Annotated in this window: 22 protein-coding genes and 4 pseudogenes; 9 read left to right on the top strand and 17 right to left on the bottom strand. The window is 43.6% G+C overall.

Features of this window, described 5'->3' with window-relative positions:
• Positions 1–28 precede the first annotated feature (28 nt).
• From OCV19_RS06105 to OCV19_RS06090, 4 genes are all read left to right on the top strand, one after another.
• A complete protein-coding gene (locus tag OCV19_RS06105; protein ID WP_065677287.1) occupies positions 29–1,771 on the top strand; it encodes a DEAD/DEAH box helicase in 1,743 nt (580 codons plus the stop codon).
• A 180-nt stretch (positions 1,772–1,951) separates the two neighbouring features.
• Positions 1,952–2,350, top strand: coding sequence for a PepSY domain-containing protein (locus OCV19_RS06100; RefSeq protein WP_017066076.1), 399 nt, complete (start codon positions 1,952–1,954; stop codon positions 2,348–2,350).
• Positions 2,351–2,428: 78 nt separating this feature from the next.
• A complete protein-coding gene (locus OCV19_RS06095) occupies positions 2,429–3,088 on the top strand; it encodes a response regulator transcription factor (protein ID WP_017060377.1) in 660 nt (219 codons plus the stop codon).
• A gap of 104 nt (positions 3,089–3,192) precedes the next feature.
• On the top strand, positions 3,193–4,539 hold the full coding sequence (locus tag OCV19_RS06090) for an ATP-binding protein (RefSeq protein WP_065677288.1): 1,347 nt from the start codon (positions 3,193–3,195) through the stop codon (positions 4,537–4,539).
• A gap of 76 nt (positions 4,540–4,615) precedes the next feature.
• Here OCV19_RS06090 and OCV19_RS06085 read toward each other — a convergent pair.
• The 4 genes and pseudogenes from OCV19_RS06085 to OCV19_RS06070 all read right to left on the bottom strand — a co-directional run.
• Positions 4,616–5,566, bottom strand: a pseudogene (locus OCV19_RS06085) (LssY C-terminal domain-containing protein); the annotation flags it as partial.
• Positions 5,567–5,593: 27 nt separating this feature from the next.
• Positions 5,594–6,692: pseudogene (locus tag OCV19_RS06080) on the bottom strand (ISAs1 family transposase).
• A 68-nt stretch (positions 6,693–6,760) separates the two neighbouring features.
• Positions 6,761–7,126: pseudogene (locus OCV19_RS06075) on the bottom strand (DedA family protein); the annotation flags it as partial.
• 14 nt (positions 7,127–7,140) lie between these two features.
• On the bottom strand, positions 7,141–7,869 hold the full coding sequence (locus OCV19_RS06070; protein WP_065675707.1) for a glycosyltransferase family 2 protein: 729 nt from the start codon (positions 7,867–7,869) through the stop codon (positions 7,141–7,143).
• A gap of 367 nt (positions 7,870–8,236) precedes the next feature.
• Between OCV19_RS06070 and rplY the strand changes: the two genes are divergently transcribed.
• On the top strand, positions 8,237–8,515 hold the full coding sequence (gene rplY / locus OCV19_RS06065; protein WP_048658383.1) for a 50S ribosomal protein L25: 279 nt from the start codon (positions 8,237–8,239) through the stop codon (positions 8,513–8,515).
• A 167-nt stretch (positions 8,516–8,682) separates the two neighbouring features.
• On the opposite strand, the gene OCV19_RS06060 is transcribed toward rplY, so the two are convergent.
• The 8 genes from OCV19_RS06060 to OCV19_RS06025 form a co-directional block, all read right to left on the bottom strand.
• Positions 8,683–9,075 (bottom strand): NUDIX hydrolase, encoded by a 393-nt coding sequence (locus OCV19_RS06060; RefSeq protein ID WP_065675708.1) that lies wholly within the window; start codon positions 9,073–9,075, stop codon positions 8,683–8,685.
• 61 nt (positions 9,076–9,136) lie between these two features.
• Positions 9,137–9,910, bottom strand: a complete 774-nt coding sequence (locus OCV19_RS06055) for a nucleotidyltransferase domain-containing protein (RefSeq protein WP_370736617.1) — start codon at positions 9,908–9,910, stop codon at positions 9,137–9,139.
• Between the two features lie 2 nt (positions 9,911–9,912).
• A complete protein-coding gene (locus OCV19_RS06050) occupies positions 9,913–10,449 on the bottom strand; it encodes a GNAT family N-acetyltransferase (protein WP_065675709.1) in 537 nt (178 codons plus the stop codon).
• A gap of 50 nt (positions 10,450–10,499) precedes the next feature.
• Positions 10,500–10,895: a DUF3465 domain-containing protein gene (locus tag OCV19_RS06045; protein ID WP_061022577.1), complete on the bottom strand. Its 396-nt coding sequence runs from the start codon at positions 10,893–10,895 to the stop codon at positions 10,500–10,502.
• Positions 10,896–10,953: 58 nt separating this feature from the next.
• Positions 10,954–11,205, bottom strand: coding sequence for a TIGR03643 family protein (locus tag OCV19_RS06040; RefSeq protein ID WP_017067224.1), 252 nt, complete (start codon positions 11,203–11,205; stop codon positions 10,954–10,956).
• A 123-nt stretch (positions 11,206–11,328) separates the two neighbouring features.
• Positions 11,329–11,850 (bottom strand): GNAT family N-acetyltransferase, encoded by a 522-nt coding sequence (locus OCV19_RS06035; RefSeq protein ID WP_017095877.1) that lies wholly within the window; start codon positions 11,848–11,850, stop codon positions 11,329–11,331.
• Between the two features lie 146 nt (positions 11,851–11,996).
• Positions 11,997–12,809, bottom strand: coding sequence for a hypothetical protein (locus OCV19_RS06030; RefSeq protein ID WP_065675710.1), 813 nt, complete (start codon positions 12,807–12,809; stop codon positions 11,997–11,999).
• 212 nt (positions 12,810–13,021) lie between these two features.
• Positions 13,022–13,447, bottom strand: a complete 426-nt coding sequence (locus OCV19_RS06025) for a hypothetical protein (protein ID WP_065675711.1) — start codon at positions 13,445–13,447, stop codon at positions 13,022–13,024.
• Between the two features lie 528 nt (positions 13,448–13,975).
• On the opposite strand from OCV19_RS06025, the gene OCV19_RS06020 reads away from it, so the two are divergent.
• Both OCV19_RS06020 and OCV19_RS06015 read left to right on the top strand, forming a co-directional pair.
• The gene (locus OCV19_RS06020) at positions 13,976–14,167 is read left to right on the top strand and encodes a hypothetical protein (RefSeq protein WP_004734640.1); all 192 of its coding nucleotides are present in this window, start codon (positions 13,976–13,978) and stop codon (positions 14,165–14,167) included.
• Between the two features lie 205 nt (positions 14,168–14,372).
• A complete protein-coding gene (locus OCV19_RS06015) occupies positions 14,373–14,792 on the top strand; it encodes a BLUF domain-containing protein (RefSeq protein WP_065675712.1) in 420 nt (139 codons plus the stop codon).
• A gap of 107 nt (positions 14,793–14,899) precedes the next feature.
• On the opposite strand, the pseudogene OCV19_RS06010 reads toward OCV19_RS06015, so the two are convergent.
• Together OCV19_RS06010 and OCV19_RS06005 are read right to left on the bottom strand one after the other, a co-directional pair.
• Positions 14,900–15,298: pseudogene (locus OCV19_RS06010) on the bottom strand (OmpA family protein); the annotation flags it as partial.
• Positions 15,267–16,811: a hypothetical protein gene (locus OCV19_RS06005; RefSeq protein WP_065675713.1), complete on the bottom strand. Its 1,545-nt coding sequence runs from the start codon at positions 16,809–16,811 to the stop codon at positions 15,267–15,269. The gene OCV19_RS06005 and the pseudogene OCV19_RS06010, both read right to left, overlap by 32 nt.
• 273 nt (positions 16,812–17,084) lie before the next feature.
• Between OCV19_RS06005 and OCV19_RS06000 the strand changes: the two genes are divergently transcribed.
• Positions 17,085–17,708, top strand: coding sequence for an HD-GYP domain-containing protein (locus tag OCV19_RS06000; RefSeq protein WP_065675714.1), 624 nt, complete (start codon positions 17,085–17,087; stop codon positions 17,706–17,708).
• Positions 17,709–17,829: 121 nt separating this feature from the next.
• Here OCV19_RS06000 and OCV19_RS05995 read toward each other — a convergent pair whose 3' ends face one another.
• Positions 17,830–18,696 (bottom strand): LysR family transcriptional regulator, encoded by an 867-nt coding sequence (locus tag OCV19_RS05995; RefSeq protein ID WP_065675715.1) that lies wholly within the window; start codon positions 18,694–18,696, stop codon positions 17,830–17,832.
• Positions 18,697–18,837: 141 nt separating this feature from the next.
• On the opposite strand from OCV19_RS05995, the gene OCV19_RS05990 reads away from it, so the two are divergent.
• Positions 18,838–19,212 carry a YybH family protein gene (locus OCV19_RS05990; protein ID WP_050652243.1) on the top strand — a complete coding sequence of 125 codons (375 nt, stop codon included), beginning with the start codon at positions 18,838–18,840 and terminating at the stop codon, positions 19,210–19,212.
• Between the two features lie 203 nt (positions 19,213–19,415).
• Here the strand turns inward: OCV19_RS05990 and proX are convergent, their stop codons facing one another.
• Positions 19,416–20,423: a glycine betaine/L-proline ABC transporter substrate-binding protein ProX gene (gene proX / locus OCV19_RS05985; RefSeq protein WP_017065372.1), complete on the bottom strand. Its 1,008-nt coding sequence runs from the start codon at positions 20,421–20,423 to the stop codon at positions 19,416–19,418.
• Positions 20,416–21,510 carry a glycine betaine/L-proline ABC transporter permease ProW gene (proW, locus tag OCV19_RS05980; protein ID WP_048617625.1) on the bottom strand — a complete coding sequence of 365 codons (1,095 nt, stop codon included), beginning with the start codon at positions 21,508–21,510 and terminating at the stop codon, positions 20,416–20,418. The genes proX and proW overlap by 8 nt, the downstream gene beginning before the upstream one ends.

Genomic DNA, 21,510 nt, shown 5'->3' with positions numbered 1-21,510 from the left:
ATTTGTTTTCCTTCTTACAAGACGCGATATGTATACACTCCGCCCGTACCAAGCTGATTCTGTAAAATCAGTGATTCATTACTTCAGAAAACACCAAACTCCGGCAGTGCTCGTGCTTCCGACAGGTGCAGGAAAAAGCCTTGTGATTGCAGAGTTAGCAAGGCTTGCGAAAGGTCGAGTGTTGGTACTTGCTCACGTAAAAGAGTTGGTTGAACAGAACCATGAAAAGTATGAAGGTTACGGGCTGAAAGGCTCGATTTTCTCTGCGGGTTTAGGACGCAAAGAGACCGACCAACAAGTCGTGTTTGCTTCGGTGCAATCTGTGGTGCGAAATCTCGATTCATTTTCTAACCAGTTTTCGCTGTTGGTTATCGACGAATGCCACCGTGTTCCCGATGAAAAGACCAGTAGCTATCAGAAAGTCATCACTCACTTACGCGAGAATAATTCGGGCATCAAGGTGCTTGGATTAACAGCGACCCCATATCGTCTTGGGATGGGTTGGATTTATCAATACCACACTCGCGGTCAAGTGCGTTCAGATGAGCCACGTTTCTTCCGCGACTGTATCTTTGAGCTGCCGATTCGTTACCTGCTCGACGAAGGTTTCTTAACTCCTGCACGCATGATTGATGCACCCGTGTTGAGCTATGACTTTTCGCAGTTAAAGCCCGCTAGCACTGGTCGCTACAAAGAAGCAGAACTCGACATGGTGATCGAGCAATCGAAACGAGCGACCCCACAGATTGTCGATCAGATTATTCACCTAGCCCAAGGCAAACTAGGCATCATGGTATTCGCTGCGACCGTTCGACACGCGCAAGAGATCCTCGGCTTATTGCCAGAAGGTGAAGCTTCAATTGTGATTGGTGATACACCAACTCTCGAACGTGACCAAATTATCAGCGACTTCAAAGAACGTAAAATCAAGTTCTTGGTTAACGTATCGGTATTAACCACAGGTTTTGATGCGCCACACGTCGATTTAATCGCGATTTTGCGCCCGACAGAATCCATCAGTTTGTATCAACAAATCGTTGGCCGTGGCTTACGCCTATCTCCGGGTAAAAAAGAGTGTTTGGTGCTCGACTATGCGGGCAACAGTTACGACCTTTACCAACCTGAGGTCGGCGATCCAAAACCCGATTCAGACAGCGAAATCATCACCATCCCTTGCCCGGCGTGTGGCTTCAATAATAACTTTTGGGGCAAACTAGACAGCAATGGCTTCTTGCTGGAGCACTTTGGTCGTAAATGCCAAGGCTACTTTACCGATGAAGACACGGGCGAACGCGAACACTGTAATTATCGCTTCCGAGCGAAATATTGCGGTGAATGTGGTGCGGATAATGACATTGCTGCGCGCATTTGTCATGAATGCGATGCAACCTTAGTCGACCCAGACAAAAAGCTGAAAGAAGCGCTGAATCTAAAAGATGCCTTGGTATTTGAGTGTTTAGAAATGGAGCTCAACGTGCTTAAAGACGAGAAAGGTAAATCACAACTTAAGGTCACTTACCGCGGTGAAAACCAAGCGCAAGTGCATGAGTTTTGGTCATTAACCACCAAAAAGCAGAAGCAGAACTTCAAAGACCAGTTTGTGCGCCCTCACCTTGCAGACAGACACCGCCCTTTTGAAGAAGCGTCACCAACGAAAGTGGTTGCTCACCAACACAGATTCCGGCCACCACAATTCGTGATTGCACGTAAGGTCGGACGCTTTTGGAAAATGAGAGACAAGATATTCGAAGACGAACTACAGCAGCGTTAAGGTTAAGAATAAAGGTAAGTCTTACGTTCTTAACACTCGGCAATTAATCTTATGTATTAAAGCCTGCGCCATTTAAGCGTTAAGTTTTTCGGTATCAAATTCTCATTATTAATCAGGTTCACTTTCTGTTCAGAATTACTTTTTTATACTGAACGCTATCAACCTTCTCTAGGATTCGCTATGTTTAGTAAAGCTATGATTTCTTTGTTTTCTATAAGCTTAGGCTTATTTGTTTCTGCTGGCGCATGGGCTGACTCACATCATAATGGTCATGAATTAGTGCAGGACGTTCATAAAGCAGGAACCAGCATCGAATTTGAAGAAGACCAAGACGAAGTCTATGAAGCCGTACGAGAAGGCTACATTCGCCCTTTCTCAGAAATGTATGCCGCGGTTGAAAACGATCTTCATGGCAGAATCATTAAAGTAGAACTAGAAGAAGATGACGACATTTGGGTGTATGAACTAAAAATCAATTACCAAAACAACATCATCAAAGTCGAATACAACGCTGAAACGTTAGAAATGCTTATGATCAAAGGCCGCAACTTTAAAGACGCAATTAAACACGGCGACTAGTTACGTACGACGAAGAGCTAAGCACAACGAATAGTTAAGCACGACGAACAGTCATTACAAGAATTAAGAAGAACAATTATGAAAATTTTAGTCGTTGAAGATGAGCCTCGTTTGGGCCAACAAATTATTGAAACACTTGAGGGAGCCGACTGGGTTCCAGAGCTTTCTCAAGATGGTATCGACGCACTCTACCGTGCAACGTCAGAAGAATGGGACGCGATTGTCCTCGATTTAGGTTTACCTAAGCTTGACGGCCTAACGGTATTAAAAGGCATTCGAGACGAAAATATCAACACACCTGTGATTATCTTAAGTGCTCGTGACACGCTTACCCAACGTGTAGAAGGCTTGAATGCAGGTGCTGATGACTACCTAACTAAACCATTCGAAATGGTCGAGCTGATAGCCCGCATTCGTGCTCAACTACGCCGAGCGTCAGGCAGTGCTGCTCCTATACTTCAAATTGGAGACCTAAGCCTAGACACACGCAGTTCTAAAGTGTTGTGGCAAGGTCAAGCAGTTAGCCTCACGGCGCTGGAATATAAAGTTGTCGCGTACTTCATGCATAACCAAAACAAAGTTATCTCGCGCACTGAGTTGGTTGAACATATCTACAAGCAAGACTTCGACCGAGACTCAAACACGGTTGAAGTGTTCATCGGTCGTATTCGTAAGAAAATCGCACCAAAGATCATCAAAACCGTTCGTGGCCTTGGCTACCAACTGAATGCTGAATAGCTCAGTCGTTAATCACGCCAAGAGCAACCATCAATTAAGTGGACAGCCTGTTCTGATCATCGCAATACGATAAGTCACGATGAGCAAAGGCAGGCTGGAAATGCATGAATCTAAAGAAACGAACACTTAAAAACATCAGTTTAAAAAGCCGCTTGCTCCTTGCTGCGGCTTTTTGGCTAGGTGCGATGATATTAGCGGCTGGTGTCGGGATCCCGAAGCTGGTTAACGACTACCTCGTCGATGACATGAAGCAGCAGCTTGGCTTAACCATGGATGAGTTAACCGCCAATATCGAAACCAATGACAGTGGTAACCTGATCATGGCAGAGCGTCTGTCTGATCCTAGGTTCAACCAACCCTACAGTGGTATTTATTGGCGCGCCGCTACCCAAGAGCAAATCATTCGATCTCGCTCGCTATGGGATAAAGACCTCACAATCAAGCGTTCGCCAATTCACACATCAGTCAAAGGGCCTGAGAAAGAAAAGCTGATTTACATCGAGCAAGATATCTACCTGCCTGAACTGAGCGACCCTGTCACGATCACCATTGGTATCGATGAAGATCCATTAGAATCCACACTGACAGAGCTTACTGGTCAAGTCTGGTTGATCCTAATGTTGCTGTTTGTTGGCGTGCTGATGTTGATCGGTATTCAAGTCAGTTGGTCGCTATTACCACTCAGCAAGATGCAACGCGAACTGGTGATGCTAAGAAACGGCGAGCAACAAGGCTTAAGCGATAACTACCCGAAAGAGGTTTCTCCATTAGTCTCTGACCTCAATGCCCTGCTCTTCCACTATCAAGAGCTATTAGAGCGAGCTCGTAACCACGCGGGTAACTTATCTCATGCGTTGAAAACACCGCTTTCAGTTCTAAAAAATGAGATAGAGCGACTTCCAGAGGATGACAAAGCACTGCTGCAACAGCCCATTCATCAGATTCAAAGCCAAATTGATTATCACCTTGGCCGCGCTCGTATGGCAGGTGCAATGAACATTCTTTCGGTGAAGTCTTCACCTTGTGAGCGTGTTGAAGCTATCTCAATGGCGTTTGATAAAGTCTACGCAGCCAACGAAGTCACCATAATTAACGAGCTAAACTCTGAGATTGAAGTGGCGGTAGAAAAAACCGATCTTGATGAAATGGTCGGCAACCTACTCGAGAACAGTTACAAGTGGGCTGGCAGCATTATTCGCGTCCATGCAAATGAACTCGACGATGGCAACATAGAGTTGGTGATTGAAGATGATGGCCAAGGCATTCCTGAAGAGAAGCTTGAGCAAGTGACCAAACGTGGCGTCCGACTTGATGAAACCACGCCAGGAACAGGCTTAGGGCTTAATATCGTGAATGAAATGGCACACAGCTACCGAGGCAGCCTAACGCTCAGCAAGAGCTCAATGGGCGGCTTAAAAGCTTCTTTGGTGCTTAAAGTAAGTAAAGGCTGAACAAGCTAAGTAAAAGTGAAACCAATAAGCCCTAACGTAATGCTAGGGCTTAATTCTATCGACCTTATATACAACTCTATATATCGTTCACAGCGACATCCCAAGCTTGGGGATTATCACTCAGGGTCGTTACTCCAATCATTAAAATTCTACCATCAGTATAATAATCATGATCTTCATCGATCACTTCCACAGTTGCCAATGGATACTTATCTAACTCAATATCGGGCAGTAACGTTCGAATCTGATTAGCGAGCCTATCTCGCTCTTCATCAACATTAGGGTCAATGTTATGAAGTACGGTCACAATGCCAGAATAAGGAGTGACTTTAAGGCCATCATCATAGCTAATTGCACCTAACCACTGAGGCTGGTTAGTTTTAATATCAACACCTGCGCGCCACCAGCGAATATGGCTGCGCTTCATCAAATTACCCGGCAATTGAAAAGCCATATCTTGCGGCTTGTCTCGCCAATATAAATCAGACACTGGCGGCGTTTTGTCTCTGAGCAATGCGAGATAACCAGCCCATTCAATCTCATTTCGAGAGAAGGTTTGATTCTCTATCCAGCCTAGTTGCTTCATTAAGTCTCTTGGGGTTGCTCCAACATAAATTACGTTGATCGCTTGTGCTGAATAGAATGACGATTTCCCTGGGAATGCTTTATAGGTAACCGAGTTCCAGTCTACTTTGTTTATTTGAGCCGTCTCTTGTTGATTCTGAAAGTCATCCGCTTTCCAAAAAAAGTGGGCGTAGTTCGCAAACAATACCCACGCTAACAACAGCGCACTCGACTTAAGAACCAAGCGTCGCCACTTCATTCGATAACCAATAATAGTGAAAACCAATACCGCGAACACACCGACGATCAAGCTATTATGCTCCGAGATAAATATCTTAAGGCTATTAAGCCACGGAAAGTTTTCAACGCCGTGCGCCAATAACATCCCCCAAGCAATGAACTGCCCTCCACCAAGGGCCAAGCCGATAAACGCCAACACACTGAAATTGCGCCACGGTACACGGCAGGGCGGGAGCATACTTTGATGGATTTATAACCCAAAGAATACTCTAGCCCGATAATCGTCGTTCCATGCCGCTTTTTTCAATTTCACTTTTTGGCTTGGCGCACCACAGTCACATTGCTTGAGCATATTCATCACAAAGCGCCTGAACAACGCTATGTTTTCCACTGCACCATCTAAAGTGATGCGTGAACTATCCTCTTTAAAAACAACATCTAACACGTAATGCTGACTGTTCTCGATCCGCCAATGCTGGCGAATATAATGACCCAGGAGTTTGTTGTTCGGCGACAAAGAACTAATGTAGTAGGACGTATCTACAGTGCCTTTACCGTTGATCACTCGATGGCGCTCCACTGCTATGATGCTTCTTACCGTTGGCCACTTCTTAGCTAAGTCATCGGGCAATTTAGCCTTGAGCTGAAACACGTATCGCTCTTCACTGCGACCATGTTTTTTCTCTTTGATTTCGGTGACTATTTTCTCTTTGCCAGCATCAAAAACTGTTTGGAACTGCTCCACAACAGCCGCTCGAAGCTTGGGCTGATTATTCTTAACCTGGACGACGACATGTGCCTGTTTGTCTTTGATTTTCTCTAGTGTTTCACGCTGGCAATGTAAGGCGTCAACCGTGACAACGCTACCCTTTACATTAATAACATCAAGCATTTGGCGTACAATGTTTATCTCACCATTCTTGTTCTCAGTCGGCTTCTGGCTCAGAACTAGACCACGCTCGGTATCGTAAGCGGTGACCAACTGCAACGCAGTTTTCTGTCGTTACGATAGGAGCCCGCAACACCTTACCGTCAAATGCGATAATGGGCTTGTTATGGCTAGTTCGCTGCTCGTTTATCCAAAGGGCTAAAGCTTCGAGCAGTGACTCAGCAACAACGGAACGCAAGATGCGAGCTATTGTGTGTCTACGAGGGATACCATGTTCGAAAGGTCTATATTTCCTTAACCAATCGAGCTTTTCTTCTCCATAAAATTCAATGTCTTGCCAACCTTCACATCCCGATGCGATAGCGCTAATCACTAGAAACATGACATCGATGAGGTTGTGTTTCTGATTGATGTCCGAGCGAGTGTCTTCGACGACAGATAAGTATTCAATAAGGTTCAAAATTGCTGTGTATCTGAGGATTTGCCACTATTAGATCACATTAGTTAACAAAGTGCGATCCCGCCCTGCGGTACACGGTGCGAACCCGCTATAAATGGCACAACCCAAGCGATAGGCCCCAATAAGCGAGCAAAAAGAATGATGTATGTGCCTTTGCGAGCAACCAGATAGCGGCAGCGCGCAATTAGTCTCTTGGTTTTAGGGCGAAACTTAATAAGCCTTCGTTGCGCCTTAGCGCCGTATTTATAACCAATGAAATAACTGAGTTGGTCGCCAAGCAAACCACCTAGCATTACCAAAACCAACGCCATCCATGCACCTGAATACAGTTGAAAGCCCGCTGCGATAAAGAAGGGCTCTCCCGGTACAAATAGGTTTGGGCCAATGAGAGCATCACCCAATGCTCCCAGAAACAGCCCTATTCCATCAAACATAACAACCTCAATGCTTACTGTTCTTTGTAGTGACCAAACTTGTAGTTCATCTCGTTGTTACGCATTTCGCCTTTAAAGAAGCGTCTTACATTGGCTTTAAGATAAGTAGAGCCTGTCTTCACAACGCCATCTTGGTCTAAACGACGTGGGTCAAAGCCAAATGTCATATTCAAGAATCTAAATCGCCATGTTTTGCTCGCACGTTTTACGTAGTCACAGTCTTCACACAGTACAATCTCTTCGTCGAAACCGCCGATCTCATCATGCGCCCGTTTAGTCGAGAAAATACATGCGCCAATCGCCGTCGGGAAAAAGAACTGAGTAGTAAACAAGCCTGCGTTAAATAGGCCGTAACCAAACTTGTGTACAAGCGGCAAACCTTTCGAGCTCATGTACACACCCGCCACTTCAAGCTTCTTCTCTTCTAGTTCATAAAGCGCTTTCGCAAGGAAGTTTCGAGGCAAGCTCACGTCAGCATCTAAGAAAAGGATTCTGTTGTATTGCGCCAATGACGCACCTGTGTTTCGGCCAAGGCTCACACCACGGTTTTCCATGTGATGCACCGTTAATTTTGGCAGCGCGTTTTCATAAGCTTGCGCCACTTCTCTTGTGTTGTCTTCACTGCTCGAGTCGACAACAATCACTTCAAACTCTTGGTGGGTTTGCACGCTCAACTCTTCCATTAAGCGGTTAATGCGTTTCTCTTCGTTTAGCGTAATTACGACAATGCTTACCGGTTCCATATTTTCACCTATTCATTCTGCTGTTTAATTAACACTAAGATTAACGAACTAAGCCTTAACCAAGTCTTAGGCAAACATTCATTTTCCGTTCATTAACTTGATGATTTAGCGATGATATAAATAGATAAGGATTGCGATGTAAAAGGGGGGGAAATGCTCTAAACAAGCGTTAGCGAACGTTTTATCTCCAAACGAACCCATTATCGAAGGAAATTCACTTTGAGATGGGCTTCTGACTTGCTCATATTGGAATGTGATGTTAGTATCCGCGCTCGCTTAAGCATGAACTTTTATGTTTAAGCATTACCACACACTCAAGGTCGCATTGAGGTGTGAAGTTAATTTTTACTAATTTGAGAGTAAAACTATGAAATTTGAAGCAGTAGTACGTACTGAACTAGGTAAAGGTGCGAGCCGCCGCCTACGTCACGCTGGTAAATTCCCAGCTGTAATCTACGGTGGCGAAGCTGAAGCTGTAGCTATCGAACTTGTTCACGCTGAAGTGATCAACCAAATGGATAAGCCTGAATTCTACGAAGCAATCACTCTACTGATTGACGGCGCAGAAGTTAAGGTTAAGCCACAAGACGTTCAACGTCACGCGTTCAAGCCAAAAGTTGAGCACATGGACTTCATCCGTATCTAATTCCCTACCAAGGAATAAGATTGGATTAATCCAACCTTCTGCATAGAAAAGATAATCGATCTTACCAGTCGAGAAATCTAGAAATTCGAAACCCCGATGCTACCAACATCGGGGTTTCACCGTTTTTGAGCTCTCAAAAACGTCGTAAACATGTTATCGAATCCAAACTAAAGATACCTACCCACGCGCTCTACTTCTTTCAAAGCAATACGATCGGCTGCTATACCAACAGGAGCTGAACCTAGTGAATACCACTTAACATCATCAGCCTCTTGAGCGGTGATATCTCCTTCCCAGTCACTCACAATAAAATAATGAATCAACTGAAGTTCCTTCGTAGGATGGTAAAGCGAACACAAGTATTGGTAATCAATCGGAACAACATTAAGCTCTTCGTCGATCTCACGAAAGAGTGTCTGAACCTGGTTTTCACCGTGTTCAATATGACCGCCAGGTATAGTGATTAAACCGGGATCGGTCTCCCTAGACTTACTACGCTTTTCTAGCAATACTTGTGATTCGTTCAGCAAGATAAAAGAGACACACTCGTGGACATCCATCTAATTTTCCTAAAACCGTTACAAAGGTAGTTAAGTTTGTTGTTCTAGCTTGTGTTAATGTTCAATTTACAACAAGCTTTTTGCTCAGCCTTTCATACAATTCAAAAGCTTCTGTTTTAGATATCAAATTTCCGAGAGCGTATTGATGAGCTAGCTCAATATCGTCGCTTTGATTAGAGTAATAGCGCTTGGCTACTGCAGCGCACTGGCTCAGACTGGTGTACCAACTGCCGTCTTTCTCAGCCACAAAGTAATACGCCGCTCGAACTAACTTTTTGCCAATTACCTTAACGACATCCGCATCAGTCATTGTTTTGAAACTCGGGGGCATTTGCTTAAGAAAAGTAGACAAGTCGCCATTAAGACCTTGGGCTATTTCATTACTGGGCTTATATCGTGGAAACTTTATAGATAAATCATTCCCCCAAATACAACAGCAACAATGCTTGAGCCAAAACTGCCAATGGAATTCTTCGTTGGGCTGCAGAACCTCTGAGAGATACCCTGGATCAATATCAAGCTTAGTCACTTGAGGATAGGTTTGGGGTATGGTGTCGGAAAGTAGGTTAAAGACTTCCTTTTCTCTCTGACCAACAGGCGTGGCGAGTACGATAGAAACATCCAAATCAGAGCCACCAACAATGACCGTTCCTCTAGGTACGCTTCCATACAAGTAGATACCATCAACTTGACCTGGAAGTTCTCTTAGCAGCGAATCAACGACTGCTGACACCACGTCTTGAAATTCAGGCGCAATGTTCTTTGGCGAATAAAGATTTTGAATGAACCCTTCTCGATCGAGCCCTTTATCTAGCTTCTGTATGCCACTTTCCATCACTAAGCCTTTTTCCAATCAGATCGAACAACCGCCAACACAACTGTATCCCACCATTGACCTTTGAAGAATCGATGATCTTTAAAACACGCTTCTTGTTTCATTCCTAGTGACTTACACAATTTAATCGCAGCCAAGTTCTTGCTTATGGTTTCCGCGTAAATACGGTGTATGCCTAACTCTGAGAAACCAAAATCAGCGAGGGCTTTAGAAGCTTCTATAGAAAGCCCTTGTCCCTGAATTTCCCTTGAGAAAGCACAGCCCATCGAAGCTTGTTTATCGCCCTCAAGGCGCAAACAAACGGTTCCAATAAACTTCCCCGAGTCTTTGCTTTCAACCGCTAGCTGATAGGACTGGCGAGGTACTTCCAAAGCCTGCGCAACAAACAACTGAGTTAGCTCTCGATATTTGTTAGGTTCGCAATCACTTTCATCATAGAAACGTTGATACTTTGCGTCTTGAGAGATCGCAACAAAGGCACACTCGTCTTCAAGACTCATATCTCGAAGAATCAACCTGTCAGTTTCCAGCTTAAACATCAAAATTCCTTTTTATTTTATAGCCATGAAGGGAAAAGCCTCGGAGGTGTTTACTCGTATACTTTCCCGTTATGCTTCAACCAACCATGAGTGTGATGATTACGAGGATCTTTGTGCGTCCAGTGCATTACGCCACCTTTCTTGTTCCATTCATATTCACCATAAAATTCAACTCGATCGCCCTTTGCCAGTCCCTGAACACGAGGCGCTAAGTCAATATTATGTGCGACTAACAAGGTTTGTCCGCTATCGAGTCGCAAAATGAATTTCTGATGTCGAGAGCCTTTATTATCATCAGGAAGTACTCGATACACCGTACCCGATCCGCGCACCTGAACGTCGCTTTGGTGATTTACGTAAGCTTGCTTAAGTCGCGTATCATTCGCTTGAACATGACTGATGCCGAAGCTAAGCAGCACCAAAAGTAGAGCGCAAAATTGTTTCATTCCTTTCATTTCCCATATCTGTGTGTTGATTTGGGATACTGGCTGGGCATCCCCTCTTTTAACGATGCTTGTACTGAGTCGGACAATAACCTCTCGAGACGTCCGAACTGCGCAGTTTTACATGCTTGGTCGAGCGCCCAGAAACACGTGAGCGCCACAGCTTAAAACTGCCAAGCTTGAGATGGCTACGCATAAAACGAATCACTTGTGATTCATTTAAACCAAATTGGTGCTCTATTGCCTCAAATGGCGTTCGGTCTTCCCACGCCATTTCGATAATTCTTGATTCATTCTCTTTAGATAGCATCATGCATACTCTTCCTTTATAAACTGGAAGAAATACGCCCGTCTTAGATTTAAAGATCACAAGTGACCACTTTGAACTCCACGCCTTATAAAGTTCAATAAAACAACAAGCTAACTCAAATTATGGCTATTTGCTTTCCAGCCACTCAGAACGCAATAGACCATACTTAATCGAGTCATAATACTCGCCTTGGTAATAACGCACTTTTCTTAGCCTAGCTTCTTGCTGGAAGCCTAATTTGAGGGCTAGTGACATCATCCGCGGATTACCCGACCAAGTGGTTAAACCGACACGCTCTATCTGCTTGTTTTTGAATAGACAGGATACCCAAAGAGGAAGAGCTAACGCAGCAATACCCTGCCCCCAATAGTCGGAGTTATAAATGACTACTCCGGCTTCAAGCCAACGTGTCTCTTCACACTCCCAATAACAACTGACGGTTCCTACAGGCACATCGTCTACAACCACCAACTGTAAGTCGGATCCATTGAGTAACCGTTGAAACGAACGGCTTTCAAACTCTTCTAGTGATGGCGGTGAGTATGGAAAATAAGGGCCGTTAAACTTCGTCCACTCATCGTTTGAGATAACCAATGCATAAATGGCGGCCAATTCGCTTGGCATGGCGGGCCTAATAGTTACTTGCATCTTCTCTCCTTGGTTTGGTGCTTAGGTATGGTTCTTGGTCTAACTTCTAGAGGGATTAATCTCGACCACAACAGCTAGTAATCTCATAATAACCATTAATAATAAAGTAACTAAATCGGATGACTACCAATCTAGCAGCGAGGCAATCATGGGGTTAAATAAGCTTGTGCGAACTCTCTAAGCACTCTTGCATTATTGTGGTGTTTGCTATCTCCGCATTTTATGCCATCCACTTTGATGTCCGGGCTGGAATAAGCAGGTATAACATCTCGCTCATAAGACATCACTGTGCCTCTATCAGCACAAATTGCGCCGAAGGAATATTGAGGAGCTCTTGGATACGTTCCAGAAATGTAACTTTCGATACTATCAAAGTCTTTCAATAACGTTTTATAGTCATGATTAGCACCACTTAAATGGCCAATTTCATGCTCCATTAAGTAATCAGGGCAGTTTATCGCTAAAGAAAAAAAGTAGGATACCGAAGATGACATACCACAATAATCAGACTCAAAGCTAAAATTATAATTAGAAAATACTATCCCAGTAAAAATGGGGACGCCGTCTTCTGTTGCTTCTGGAATCGGTTCTTCCATCGATAATTTTAATAACCTCTCTGCTGCCCCCAAATCTTGAAACCAAAGGCTGTCAATTTCAGACGTATAAATCACCTTGGTGACTTTTCGCGTCATAGGAATGCAGGAGTTTTTCAACACCAGATTCGAATAGCTTTCCCATGTCGCTATTTTAGAGGCCACAAATGCTTTGGAATATTCGGCTAATACAGATTCATCAACATAAAGATGGATCTCTGTATTCAAAACCTCACTCTTCGCACAAGTAGGAAACTCGATGCTTTGAGCATTGGAGAGTCGACTATTGCTCAACACTATAATCAAAACACAACCAACTAACTGGATGAGCCTTTTAAAAGAACTCTCACTGACTCGTGTATTCATTTCCACCCTCTCCCTATATTCAAAACCACAAAGAGCATCACAAATGCCGTGACTTAAGATTCATATCAATCCCCATTACACATATAAGCATTGGCCTCTCAAAGTAACCTGCACTATCTGTGTTTTTCAGAAAATAAAAAGCTCGCCATACAATGACGAGCCTTGTTGATTATGGGAGCTTAACGCTTATAAGACCTTAACAGATCTAGCCACTAAGACAGCTGATCGCGTAAAGCCAATTCAACGTTTTTCAATACTTTGAACTCTTCTCGAGTACAACCGCGCGCCACGGAAACCCAATGGTCGCCAGTTTCATCGGCCCCTTTAAACTCTGCACGCAACTCATATCGTCGCCATGTAACAAACGCCAAAATAAAGGTCAGTGCAAGCATTGGTAAACCGAACTGAGGAACAAATGCCCAAGTCGCCGCCGTGAGGACTAAAGCCAACGAAACGATATTGATTGCGTTTTCTTTAAGACCCAATTGACGAATTTCTAACTGTTTGATTTTACGTAATCTATACACATCTTTTTTAACTCGGAGTTCATCAGAACTCACCAGAAAGTCTGATGCTTTGTATGACCTACGAAGTCGCACTAAATTCGCTAACCTGTTGCGTGTTTGGTTCTTATTCATCGCCTTTCTCCATGTTATTTAAAGGTTAGTAAAAACTAATATAATCATGAAGTTAATGAACGAATGCTTATTTTATAAATCAAACCAATATTAAAATCAAGCCTATGCAATTAATAACAGTTATAACAACTCCACTTAGCATATAAAATTCAAATAAAAAGAAGGCTTATTGAGGAGTCTACTCGTCGTAAATCGATGTACTTTAGTTAAGTGAGATATAGGCCGATAATATTTCCAATAACCGACCAAACATACCAAACGGCGGGCATAATTCCTCCTGCTTTGTAACCACTTATTTCAACGCGATTTTTACGACCACTTTCGTGTTCAAGGAATGCTGAACAGTGGTCACATAACGCTCTACTTATCATAAGTTGCATAACTTTCTCGACTCTTATCCATTTGACGTTCAAATATCCTAATCACTCAATTGAACATATCAACATAGCTTATCGATTAAGCAATTGATCTCATAATGTAGAGTCTGTACGCTTACATTATGCACACGGTTACCTAATGGAGATCACGATGAACGAACTACTGACATGCGCTATGGAACAGAAACAACGAACAACAGTGACGAGTTTATTCGCAAGAAATGGATTCAAGATCGCGGCTACTGACTTTGATGATGTGACTTTCGAACGAGAGAGTGTGTTGGTCAATGTTCGTTTTGATGCGTCTTCAAACGTTGAATCGATTTCAATTCTAAACAACTAACGAGATCACTAGCAGGCCGCTAAAATGATTGAATAACCAACATTCGAGTCATTTTAGCGTATCTTGCGACCAGTTCTTTTCTACGTCATCCCATCCTCTTCTCTTCCAAAAGCCACCGAGTGATAATTAAATCAATGACTCGCAATTCCATGAACTTGGCTTATATTTATTAATACCCTTTGTACAAAAATTCGAAATGATGCCTATGTTCCTAACTCGGTTAATTTATGTCAGTACACTCTGTGAAAGTTGCGACTCTCAGGCTTTGAACGACATTCTTCAGATTTCACATGACCGTAATAAGCAGAGCCACTTAACAGGCCTTCTTAGCCACAACGATAAGTATTTTCTTCAATGTATTGAAGGTTCTAGAAGTGCAGTTAATCAAACTTACAATCACATCCTGAATGATAAACGCCACAAAGATGTGATGATCTTGTATTTCAGGGAAATAGACTGTCGCCAATTTGGAGATTGGTCTATGGGTGATATCCCTCAATCAAGCCTAACCGAATTGGTGAACTTACAGTTTTCGACATCCAACCAATTCAATCCATATGAGATGTCTGGAGAAAGTGTTTATCGAATGCTTCTGGAATTGAAACAGAATTTGCCATCTGAATAGCTCTTCGACCCAACTTAATCCGTAGAGCAAGCAACAAAAAGCCCCAACATATGGGGCTTTTCGGCGTTTTATTATAGAGGTAACTATTCGTTATTCTTTGTTGATGTCTAATCGCTCTCGCTGCTCACCGCTTCTTGTTCACTGCCAGCAAGAGCTTGCTGTTCGGCGGTAATATCAGATTCTTTGAACACAATGAACGCGCGGCGGTTTAATGCATCGGCTTTTTCAGAGCGTTCATTAATCGCGGGCTGCAACTTACCAAATGACTTCACTTCCCAGATGAACTGCTTAGGGTCGAGTTTGGTTTTGAGGTATTAAACCACCGTTTCTGCGCGGCGCTCTGCCAGCTTTTCATTGTAAGAAAGTGAACCCGATTGGTCGGTGTGCCCTGCCACCATTATGCTGCCTTGCAGGTCGCTCAACTTCGTTGTGAAGTCATCTAACTGAGTTAGATCTTCTTGCTTGAGTACTGACTTATCGAAATCGAAGTGTGGCGTCATTGCCATCAGGGTCACGAATTTGAACTTCATACTCATATCGGTTCAATACTCGCTCTTTCACTGAAACGTCGGCAGAAAAATCACTAACACTCGGATTACTCAGATCAACACACGTTGTGTACATACCCACGATCTTTGACTGATTCCCGATAGTCCCGTCATTTAAGTGAACAGTGGCAGCGTTTGTTTCGCTGACATTTTCCGCTGTCCAATACTTCTTACTTGTTGGCCAATTATGGTTGGTGAATGCGCTGGTTTCGTTAGTAACGAGCGTTTCAAGCGCACGCTGTAGAGGCAAACGACCACCTCTCACTTTGCAGTACTGACGAGCTTGGCTAAGTGTTTGAGTGACGACTTCTGAGTCTTTCAAACCTTGCGTGCCGTTTTCGATATATGTGCCTGTGTAAGAAGCATTGATGTAATCGGCGTATACTTTGGTCATTGGTGCGAAAAAGCGAATGTCTGAGCTGATCACAGGGTCATGAGTGACAATATCTTCCCAATCCTGAATCAAAGAGAAATCCGGTTCGACTTCTATACGCGCCACACCCGTTGTGTAGCCGCCCATGTGATCGCTTACTGTGTATGCCACATCGTGCGCCCCTGGTTGGGTAGACGAAAACTCAAACTTCGTGTTGGTCACATTGGCAGGATCGTAAAGTGCTGTTGTCGAGTTGAAGTCCTGTACACCAACGAGTTGTACTTCATCTAGGTCTACGTCTGATATATGCTCTTTTACATCCACGACTACACTCTCACCCACTTGCGCGAGAGCATCGTGAGCAAAATCTGCTACATCAGGCGCTGTATTATAGGTATCTTCTGACGTCGCAATTGACAGCGACCCTTGTTGAATCGACTCACCGCTTTGGTAGCTGTAATAGACCTCAGTTTGACCTTTGGCTGTTGGCGTAAATTCAATTTGATGATCGCCAGAGACACGAGCTGTACCTGAACCAAGGCTAATAACACTATCTTGCAAAACAAAGTCATCACCGGGTAACGATGAACCTAGCTCCCTTTCTAGATCAACAATAATCACCTGTGATTCGATGGTTGATGCTGTAATACGAGGAAGCGTTGTCGATGCATAGCTCTGCCCCATCGCAACACGAGCATACGAGGTTGCCGTTGAAGTGCCGGTTTTAGTCGCTACTTCATACTCAAACAAACAGTCATTAACGTCAGATGAATAGACATTAAAGCTCCCTTCACTAATACCCTGAACTTGGCAAGTGTCATCAGACAAAGCGCGAGCATTTGTTACAACAAAATCTTGGTTATTCGATGTGTGAACATGCTCTGTAAGGTCAATAGTGAAGCTTTGATCTACTAGTGAGTTATCTTGAATATCTTGCGCACTAATAGAGGCTGATTCTACTGGCGATACAACAATATCTTGCTCTCCGTCGGAGTTTGACTCACCACCACAGCCAGCTAGCAATACCGCTAAACTGACTGAAGTAAACACATTTAGTGTCGAATTCCGTTTCAACAAATCATTGCTGAATAGATACATTAAAAGCACTCTTATTAATGAAGTTGGGAGGAATTGTGAACCTTGCCTCACTTCTACTCCATTAAATTGCTATGATTCATTATTAAAAATTAAGTCATTGAAATTTAAAACTATTAATTCAAAATTCATTACCTTTCAAACTTCTAAATATTTCTAAACATTGTTATGAAATTTGAGAAAGACTGTTTAATAAACATTCAATCACATTAAGTTAACTCCTCCATTCATCATCTCCATACTGCCCGACTCATTTACATTGGTACGGCAAACGTTATGAACCAAACCAAAATCGACCGCGTGTACACATTGGCTCTGCAGCACAAACATTCACTGGATGCACTCAGGTTATTACAGCCTATGCGCCATCATTCTATGGAAACCTATGAGCACACATTGCGAGTTTGTTTACTGTCATATTCATTTGGGCACTACCTAAAATTTGGTCGTGAACAGTTGGAATTGATTTTCGATTCTGCTCTTGTTCACGATTTAGGAAAACTGGCAACACCGGATGCAGTGCTTCATAAAAATGGCAAATTAACACCTGTTGAGCGCCAAGTTATGAATAAGCATGTTGAAGAATCTTACTCTATGACTTGGGAGGTGCCGGAGTTAGAACTTGCGTCTATTTTGGGTGCTTTACATCATGAACGATGGGATGGAAATGGATACCCGTTACGACTAAAAGGCTCTGAGACTCCATTGATTGGACAGGTTCTTGCGCTTGTAGATACATGGGATACAATCACCTCAACAAGGGCCTATCGCACAGGAATGCCAGCAAAAAAAGCACTTCGCATTCTGTTTGATGAGAGATTAAAAGGGCAATTCAACCCACTTCTGGTCGACAAATTTATCGCCTTTATCTTTAATATGTCACGACCAGAACCTGCATAGTTGAACAAACAATAGCGTAGATGCCTACGCATATTATGGAAACAAAGTACAGGCTAGAACCTCATACTCAAAAGATCTAACGAAAATACATCCTATCATTACTAAATAGTGTTATCTGCGTTTAAGCAAAGCCATATTCGAGCTTCTCTTCCAACGCATGGATACACAGCTTGATGGCGATAGGCGTATTTGAAGCGAATGGATTTAGCGCATAAACCGTGTTGGTCGGTAGTTGGAAGTTGGGCTTCATGTCGACAACTTCATTGGATAACTGAGAGAGGTAGAAATCTGGAATCACACCGATACCAACGCCAGATTTGATCAAGGCAAGACAGCTGTGAAAAGAGTTGGTGGTGCAGTTTGCTTGTTGTTGGTAAACGAAGTCTGTTTCAGTGTGAGAGGTAAAGTAATGAGAGATCTGTTTCCCCTGCCACGAGTTAGCAATATAAGGGATAGAATCAAGCTCACGAGAGCGCATGCTTTCAACGCCACACAATACATCTTTAAATTCACCCAAGCGTTTCTGTTTGAGGTTACTGTCACGAGAACTGCCCACTCGTACCGCAAGATCAATATCGTGCTCCATGAAGTCTAAATGCTGATCGTCGCTTATCAGTTCTGGCTTTAGCTTTGGATATTGCTTCATGAGATCAGCAATAACAGGCGCAACCAACAAATCCATCAACGCATTCGGAGCAGTAATACGAATCCGGCCTTGTGGCTCTTCTAGCTCAGCTTTTGCCATGTCCCAAGCCGATTCAGCGATCACATTGATGTCTTTGCAACTCAGATAAAAGCGCTCACCCATGCTTGTCAGAGTTTGTCTTCGTGTTGTGCGTTTAAGGAGAGATGCGCCTAACTCTTGTTCTAGAATTTTGAGATGTTGACTGACGACAGATTTAGACAACTCTAGCTTTTCAGCCGCAGCCGAGACTGAACCCTGCTCTACGATATGAGCGAAAATCGACATCTGCTTTAGCTTACTCATCTTATTGTTCTCTTTTTACAAACAGTATTTTCTATTATCTCTGTTTTTCAAATCAATTTCCAAGACTAAACTCAATTCAACTTATCGAGATACCAAATCAAAAAGACAGTGCTCGACACAATACTGTTATGGAGAAAGACAATGTTAGACAACCAAATTTTAGAAGCATGTAAGCAAGGCATTAACGCGTGGCAGAAAGCATTCAACAGCCAAGACGCAAAAGGTTGTGCCGATCAATATACTGAAAGCTGTGTAATGGAAGCGCGTCCATTTGGTACTTTTGAAGGTCGTGAAGCGATTCAAGCATTTTGGCAAAACATCATCGACCAAGGCTTCAAAGACGTTGATTACACAGACGTTCAATGGGAAGAGCACCCAGAAGGCGGTTACATTCTTACCGCTAGCTGGACAATGAACAAAGCGTTTGGTGTTGTACATCGTGAACACTGGGCACTTGAAGCCGATGGCTGCGCTCGCTTAGTCAGCGACGACTTCGAAGTTCAAGGCGAACGCTAGAGCTGTAATTAAAGGCTCAAAACTCAAAATAGAAACAGAAAACAAAAAGCCAACAATCCAAATGGACTGCTGGCTTTTTAATGTTCACTCTTGTCGCCTTTTCACTTGATTTGAAGGTGATTGAGTGACTCTACACAATCACTCAACACGCTCATCATTTCAAATCAAAATACCTGGTAAGACAGAGCAAATACAAGTCAACGTTACAGTGCTGCTTTTTTCGCTTCTGTAATCCAACCATCGAACGTGCTCTGGTTCGCTTTGATCCAACCATTTACGTGCGCTTCGATATCCGCAGAGCTGTTCTTACCTTTACTCATCATCATGTTCTGAGCACTTACATCATTGATGTTAAGTTTGATGATTTCGAAAAGCTTCGCTGCTGATGGGTTGTTCTTAGCAAACTCTTTATTCGCAATAATGCGCATTGAGTTCATTTCGAAGCCGTAGTTTTTACCGTTAGATAACGTCGTATCCACGTTCGAACGCTCGCCAGGAAGTGCTGAGAAAGGAACCTCTAACCAAACTACATCTTCGTTAGGCACCAATACGCCACTTACCCAGTAAGGTGTCCACGTGTAGTAAAGGATTGATTCACCTTTTTGGTAACGAGAAATTGTATCTGCAATGATTGCAGCGTAGTTACCTTGGTTGTGAGTCACCGTATCGTCGAGTTTGAACGCTGAAAGTTGATGTTCAATCACCATCTCACAACCCCAACCTGGGTTACAGCCTGTTAGGTCTGCTTTGCCATCGCCGTCCGCATCAAACAGCTTCGCGATTTTTGGATCAGTTAATTGACCAATGTTAGTGATGTTGTACTTTTCAGCCGTTTTCTTATCAATTAGGTAACCCTGAGCAGCGCCGCTTACATATTGGCCTTCACGGTAGAATTTCTCATCACCACCAGCCATTGTGTATTTGTCAGCATGAAGCGGGAACCAACCTACCGTTAGGAACGTTGCGTCACCCTTTGCAATCGAGGTGTAACCTACGTTGTAATCCACTTCTTGAGTTGATTTCACGTCATAACCCAGTTCTTCTAGAGCACGGTTAACGATCAATGTTTGGAACGTCTCTTCCGCTACAGACGATTGAACAGGCTGAACAGATACGCCCTCTCCCGGTAGGCTTGCTGCCCACACGTTAGTCGATACAGCTAATGTAGAAACGATGCTCACTGCGAGTTTACTCTTCCATGAATTATTCATTGGTATTTTTCCTTAATTGAAGTTCTGATTTGTTACCGCGATTAAGTACATTCAGTACAAGGGAAACAGGTCCCATGCGATACCAGCGTAATTTTGTATTACCAGCGTTGACACCCAGTACTTGGGTGATGCGGTCTAATAAGATGGCTAAGATAACGATGCCTAAACCACCAACAGCGGCCAGTCCCATATCCAAGCGGCCAATACCTCTCAGTACCATTTGACCGAGACCACCTACCGCAATCATTGACGCGATAACCACCATCGACAGTGACAGCATCAGTGTTTGGTTTACGCCCGCCATGATGGTTGGCAGTGCTAATGGCAATTGAATTCGATAAAGCATCTGCTTTTTGCTTGCGCCAAATGAGTGACCGGCTTCGATCAACTCTTCCGGTACTTGCTGAATACCTAAGATGGTTAAACGTACCACTGGCGGCAGTGCGAATATGATGGTTACAACAACACCCGGCACGTTACCGATACCAAACAACATGACGATCGGTACTAAATAAACAAAGGCAGGCGTGGTTTGCATGGCATCCAGAATTGGACGAACGAATTTAGCCGCCGTGTTGCTGCGGGCGAGCCATATCCCCATGGGTAAGCCAATCAACAGACAGAAGAAGACCGATGTCATCACCAACGAAAGCGTAGTCATGGCTTCAGACCAAGCGCCAATCAAGCCAATGAACGTCAAGGATACTGCGGTAGCAACACCAAGCTTCAAGTTTGAAAACTGCCATGCGACTAAAAACAAGATGATCAACATGAAGGGGGCTGGTGTAGACACCAACGCCGTTTCAAATGAACTTAGAATAAAGTCGATAGGCACACGGATTGCCTGGAATAATGGGCGTCCGTGCTCAACTAACCAATTCAGTCCAGACTCAACCCAAGTGTCCACAGGCAACACAGCCTCTGCAAAAGGGTTCAGTGGATCAAAAGGTGTCGTTTCAACGGTTTCGCTACTTAACCAATCCGCTGATGGTGAGGTATCAGTGGCTTGACCCCAAGGATCACTTGCAGGTTGAGCTGCAGGAGCCGATTGAGACCATGGGTCATTATTTGTTTGTTCAGACGACAT

The sequence above is a fragment of the Vibrio celticus genome (genome assembly GCF_024347335.1).
Lineage (GTDB): Bacteria > Pseudomonadota > Gammaproteobacteria > Enterobacterales > Vibrionaceae > Vibrio > Vibrio celticus.
Note: the sequence above shows the minus strand (reverse complement) of the source record. Positions and strands in the feature narration are given on the sequence as shown.

Bases quoted from the DNA above. Each gene is read 5' to 3' on its own strand.
- OCV19_RS06100 (WP_017066076.1), top strand. From the start codon at position 1,952: ATGTTTAGTAAAGCTATGATTTCTTTGTTTTCTATAAGCTTAGGCTTA.
- OCV19_RS06015 (WP_065675712.1), top strand. From the start codon at position 14,373: ATGTTCCTAACTCGGTTAATTTATGTCAGTACACTCTGTGAAAGTTGC.
- OCV19_RS06090 (WP_065677288.1), top strand. From the start codon at position 3,193: ATGAATCTAAAGAAACGAACACTTAAAAACATCAGTTTAAAAAGCCGC.
- OCV19_RS06040 (WP_017067224.1), bottom strand. From the start codon at position 11,205: ATGATGCTATCTAAAGAGAATGAATCAAGAATTATCGAAATGGCGTGG.
- OCV19_RS06035 (WP_017095877.1), bottom strand. From the start codon at position 11,850: ATGCAAGTAACTATTAGGCCCGCCATGCCAAGCGAATTGGCCGCCATT.
- OCV19_RS06005 (WP_065675713.1), bottom strand. From the start codon at position 16,811: ATGTATCTATTCAGCAATGATTTGTTGAAACGGAATTCGACACTAAAT.
- OCV19_RS06050 (WP_065675709.1), bottom strand. From the start codon at position 10,449: ATGTTTAAGCTGGAAACTGACAGGTTGATTCTTCGAGATATGAGTCTT.
- OCV19_RS06020 (WP_004734640.1), top strand. From the start codon at position 13,976: ATGAACGAACTACTGACATGCGCTATGGAACAGAAACAACGAACAACA.
- OCV19_RS06000 (WP_065675714.1), top strand. From the start codon at position 17,085: ATGAACCAAACCAAAATCGACCGCGTGTACACATTGGCTCTGCAGCAC.
- OCV19_RS05995 (WP_065675715.1), bottom strand. From the start codon at position 18,696: ATGAGTAAGCTAAAGCAGATGTCGATTTTCGCTCATATCGTAGAGCAG.
- OCV19_RS05990 (WP_050652243.1), top strand. From the start codon at position 18,838: ATGTTAGACAACCAAATTTTAGAAGCATGTAAGCAAGGCATTAACGCG.
- OCV19_RS06105 (WP_065677287.1), top strand. From the start codon at position 29: ATGTATACACTCCGCCCGTACCAAGCTGATTCTGTAAAATCAGTGATT.
- proW (WP_048617625.1), bottom strand. From the start codon at position 21,510: ATGTCGTCTGAACAAACAAATAATGACCCATGGTCTCAATCGGCTCCT.
- OCV19_RS06060 (WP_065675708.1), bottom strand. From the start codon at position 9,075: ATGGATGTCCACGAGTGTGTCTCTTTTATCTTGCTGAACGAATCACAA.
- OCV19_RS06045 (WP_061022577.1), bottom strand. From the start codon at position 10,895: ATGAAACAATTTTGCGCTCTACTTTTGGTGCTGCTTAGCTTCGGCATC.
- rplY (WP_048658383.1), top strand. From the start codon at position 8,237: ATGAAATTTGAAGCAGTAGTACGTACTGAACTAGGTAAAGGTGCGAGC.
- OCV19_RS06025 (WP_065675711.1), bottom strand. From the start codon at position 13,447: ATGAATAAGAACCAAACACGCAACAGGTTAGCGAATTTAGTGCGACTT.
- OCV19_RS06055 (WP_370736617.1), bottom strand. From the start codon at position 9,910: ATGGAAAGTGGCATACAGAAGCTAGATAAAGGGCTCGATCGAGAAGGG.
- OCV19_RS06070 (WP_065675707.1), bottom strand. From the start codon at position 7,869: ATGGAACCGGTAAGCATTGTCGTAATTACGCTAAACGAAGAGAAACGC.
- OCV19_RS06095 (WP_017060377.1), top strand. From the start codon at position 2,429: ATGAAAATTTTAGTCGTTGAAGATGAGCCTCGTTTGGGCCAACAAATT.
- OCV19_RS06030 (WP_065675710.1), bottom strand. From the start codon at position 12,809: ATGAATACACGAGTCAGTGAGAGTTCTTTTAAAAGGCTCATCCAGTTA.
- proX (WP_017065372.1), bottom strand. From the start codon at position 20,423: ATGAATAATTCATGGAAGAGTAAACTCGCAGTGAGCATCGTTTCTACA.